Annotated in this window: 5 protein-coding genes; all 5 read left to right on the forward strand. The window is 63.8% G+C overall.

What is annotated here, in order from left to right; genetic code table 11:
* The coding region (locus tag EN750_RS21440) for a peptidoglycan DD-metalloendopeptidase family protein (protein ID WP_145967816.1) at positions 1 to 517 on the forward strand (517 nt) is incomplete at its 5' end.
* The gene (locus EN750_RS21445) at positions 518 to 1,849 is read left to right on the forward strand and encodes a S41 family peptidase (protein ID WP_024502881.1); all 1,332 of its coding nucleotides are present in this window, start codon (positions 518 to 520) and stop codon (positions 1,847 to 1,849) included.
* Positions 1,850 to 2,061: 212 nt separating this feature from the next.
* On the forward strand, positions 2,062 to 3,231 hold the full coding sequence (locus EN750_RS21450) for a divergent polysaccharide deacetylase family protein (RefSeq protein ID WP_127397574.1): 1,170 nt from the start codon (positions 2,062 to 2,064) through the stop codon (positions 3,229 to 3,231).
* Positions 3,232 to 3,261: 30 nt separating this feature from the next.
* Positions 3,262 to 3,783: an RNA pyrophosphohydrolase gene (locus tag EN750_RS21455; RefSeq protein ID WP_127397575.1), complete on the forward strand. Its 522-nt coding sequence runs from the start codon at positions 3,262 to 3,264 to the stop codon at positions 3,781 to 3,783.
* A 76-nt stretch (positions 3,784 to 3,859) separates the two neighbouring features.
* Positions 3,860 to 4,111, forward strand: a 252-nt coding sequence (locus tag EN750_RS21460) for an alanine racemase (RefSeq protein ID WP_189526364.1), incomplete at its 3' end; no start/stop codon positions are given.

The raw sequence follows: 4,111 nt of genomic DNA on the forward strand, positions 1-4,111 counted from the left end.
GGATGGCGACAACACATCGGCGCCGGCGGAACTGGCGTCGCTGCCCGTTCCGGAAAGCAACCAACTTGCCGCCGCGGTGCCCTTTTCGGCCCTTCAGGGACAGATCGCGCTGCCGGTGACCGGCCGTATCAAGCGGCGATTCGGCGCCGATGACGGTAACGGCGCGGTGATGCTTGGCGACATGGTTGCGACACAATCGGGAGCCATCGTTACCGCGCCGGCGGATGGAAATGTGCTTTATGCGGGGCCGTTTCGCTCTTATGGTCAACTCTTGATCCTGAACGCAGGCGACGGCTATCATGTCGTTTTGGCGGGGATGAGCAGAATCAGCGTCGCGACCGGTCAATCAGTGCTTGCAGGAGAGCCGATCGGTGCGATGGGAGAGGCCCGGGTGGCGAGCACCTCGGTTTCGAAGAATGGAAATGCCACGCCGGAACTCTATGTCGAGTTCCGCAAGGATGGAAAACCCGTCGATCCGGCCCCATGGTGGGCGGACCGTTTTTCTGGAAGGACGTGAATAATGCGGAAACTGTCGCTTCTGTTTGCCGGTGCGCTGATGGGCGCGTCCGCCATGAGCCTGGTCTATGGCGCGCCCGGCTCGGCGGCGAACGCTGCAGGGTCGGAGACCTACAAGCAACTGGCGATCTTCGGCGATATCTTCGAGCGGGTGCGGGCACAGTATGTGACACCGCCCGACGACAAGTCGCTGGTCGAGAATGCCATCAACGGCATGCTGGCCTCGCTTGACCCGCACTCCTCCTACATGAATGCCGAGCAGGCGCAGGATATGCGCGTCCAGACCAAGGGCGAGTTCGGCGGCCTCGGCATCGAGGTCACCATGGAGAACGATCTGGTCAAGGTGATCACGCCGATCGACGACACGCCGGCCGCCAAGGCAGGCGTGCTGGCCGGCGACTACATCGCCAAGATCGACGGCGAAGAGGTTCGCGGCCTGACCCTCAACGATGCGGTCGACAAGATGCGCGGCCTGGTCAACACGCCGATCAAGCTGACCATCCTGCGCCAGGGCGCCGACAAGCCGATCGAACTGACGGTCGTGCGCGACATCATCAAGGTCAAGGCGGTCAAGTTCCGGGTGGAGAACGACATCGGCTACATGAAGATCACCTCCTTCACCGAAAAGACCTATGACGACCTCGAGAACGCCATCGACACCATCAAGAAGCAGATTCCCGACGACAAGCTGAAGGGCTACGTTCTGGATCTCCGCCTCAATCCAGGTGGCCTGCTCGACCAGGCGGTGAGCGTGTCCGATGCCTTCCTCAACCGCGGCGAGATCGTCTCGACGCGCGGCCGCGACCCCAAGGACGTCACCCGCTTCGACGCCAAGCCCAAGCAGGTCGACGACATCAACGGCAAGCCGATGATCGTCCTGGTCAATGGCGGTTCGGCCAGTGCGTCGGAAATCGTCGCCGGCGCGCTGCAGGACCTGCGCCGTGTCACGGTGGTCGGCACGCAGTCCTTCGGCAAGGGTTCGGTGCAGACCATCATTCCGCTCGGCGAGAATGGTGCGCTGCGGCTGACGACGGCGCTCTATTACACGCCGTCCGGCAAGTCGATCCAGGGCAAGGGCATCACGCCGGACATCAAGGTCGAACAGCCACTGCCGCCGGAACTGCAGGGCAGGGATCTGACACGTGGCGAATCCGATCTCAAGGGCCATATCAAGGGCGCCGACGAGAGCACGACGGGTTCGGGCTCGGCGGCCTATGTGCCGCCGGATCCGAAAGACGATCTGCAGCTCATCTATGCCGAGCAGCTGCTGCGTGGCCAGAAGACCGATCCGTCCTTCCCGCCCAATCCGCAAAAGGCGGTTCTCAACCAGTAAGGATCTGGAGCGGCGCACGCGCCGCCCCATCTTTCTGTTTGAGCCAGATGGAAGCAATGCGATGCTGCCGGGACCGAGAGGTTCCGGCAGTTTGATTCGGGGGGCGAGGCAAAGCTCCCGAGACATGGCGCGGGGTGCGCCGGGATTGATGAATTCGCGCATGTCTTTTCGAAGCGGCTTCGTCTTCGGAGCCATGTGCCCGGGGATTAGGCTTGGCTGATATCGGCAAGGACATCGAACGCCCGCTCGGACAGGCAGTCCGGTCGCCGCGCGCCGCCGGCAAGATCAGCGGCAGTGCGATCATGGCGACAGTGGCCGTGCTGGCGGTGGCCGGCGTCTCCGGCGCGATCGCGCTCAGGGAAAAGCCGTTTAGAAAGCCGCAAGAGGTTGCCGTTTCAACGCCGAAAGTGACCGCGGCGGCCGAGCCTGCCCCTGCGCCGCCCGCATCGACCCCGAAGCCGGAGGCGCCGGTCAAATCAGGCGGGCCGCAGATCATCCATGTGCAGACGGAGGAGGGCGATGGGCCGCCCAAGGCAGCGATCGTCATTCGCGATCCGTCGACTATCGGCCAGAACCTGAAGATCGCGCATATTCCAGACAAGGCGCTGATCGAGACCAGCGAGACCGGGCCGTTGCCGGTGCGCGCCACGGATGGCAGGCGGCCGTTCGACGTCTATGCGCGGCCCTGGTCGGGCGGGCGCGGCGCACGGGTGGCGATCGTCATCGGCGGGCTTTCGGTTTCGCAGACCGGCACCCAGGCGGCCATCGCCAAGCTGCCGGCGGAGGTGACGCTGGCTTTCGCGCCGCAAGGCAACAGCATCGGCCGGTGGATGCAGGCAGCCAGGCAGAGCGGCCACGAGATCGTCATGCAGGTGCCGCTCGAACCGTTCGACTTTCCCAAGGTAAATCCGGGACGCAACACGCTGACGGTGGCGGCGAGCGCGGATGAGAACCTGAAAAGCCTGCACTGGGCGCTGTCGCGGACGACCAACTATACCGGCGTCATGAACTATATGGGCGCCCGCTTTTCCGCCGACGCGGCGGCGATGGAGCCGTTCATGGCCGAACTCGGCAAACGCGGCCTTGCCTATATCGATGACGGCTCGTCGGCTCGCAGCCTGGCGCCGGACCTGGCGCTGAAGGACGGCGTGCCCTTCGTCGCCGGCGACATGGCGATCGATGCCGTGCAGGATCGCGGCGAAATCCTGAAGAAGCTCGACAGCCTGGAGGCGACCGCGCGGGCCAAAGGCACTGCCGTCGGCATCGGTTCGGCCTTCGACTTGACGGTCGATACCGTGTCGTCCTGGGTGGTCGAGGCCAAGAAGCGCGGCATAGAGATCGTGCCGATTTCAGCGGTGGCTATAGATCCGCAAAAAGGCTAGCCATCGTAAGACGGCTGGAAAGACTGACTGATGCAAAAGACAAAAAAAATCGACCGCGAAAAATTGCCTTATCGTCCCTGCGTCGGGCTGATGATCCTCAACGCCGATGGGCTGGTCTGGGTCGGGCATCGCATCGCCGAACCGGACAGCGAATTCGCCGGCACGACACAGCTCTGGCAGATGCCGCAGGGCGGCATCGACGACGGCGAGGAGCCGTTGCAAGCGGCCGAGCGTGAACTCTATGAGGAGACCGGCATGCGGGGCGTCTCGCTGCTGGCCGAGGCGCCGGACTGGATCAACTATGATTTGCCGGACCATCTCGTCGGCATCGCCTTCAAGGGCCGGTATCGCGGCCAGACGCAGAAATGGTTCGCCTTTCGCTTCCACGGCGATGTCAGCGAGATCCAGATCAACCCGCCGCCGGGTGGCCACACCGCAGAGTTCGACAAATGGGCATGGCGGCCTATGCAGGACCTTCCCGACCTGATCGTGCCGTTCAAGCGCCATGTCTATGAGGATGTGGTGACGGCATTCCGGCATCTGGTGCAATAGCCGCTATACAACAACCGCGGTTGCCGCGCCGGCCCGGCGGTCCTATTGATGTATCACTAGCACGCGAAGGGTCGCCATGAACGACGCCCCCCAAAAGTCGCCGCCAGAAGAGGTCACCGCCACAAGCGAAGTGGCGGCTGGGGCCATCCTCACCATCGATCTCGGTGCAATCCGTGAAAACTACCGGCGGCTGAAGGCGCGGTTGGGCGATGTTGCCTGCGCAGGTGTGCTCAAGGCGGACGGCTACGGCGTTGGCGCCGGCCAGGTCGGGGCGGCGCTGCTGCGCGAAGGCTGCGATGTCTTCTTCGTTGCGCTTCTGGGCGAAGGC

Origin of the sequence: Mesorhizobium sp. M7A.F.Ca.ET.027.03.2.1, from assembly GCF_003999175.1 — a bacterium.
Lineage (GTDB): Bacteria > Pseudomonadota > Alphaproteobacteria > Rhizobiales > Rhizobiaceae > Mesorhizobium.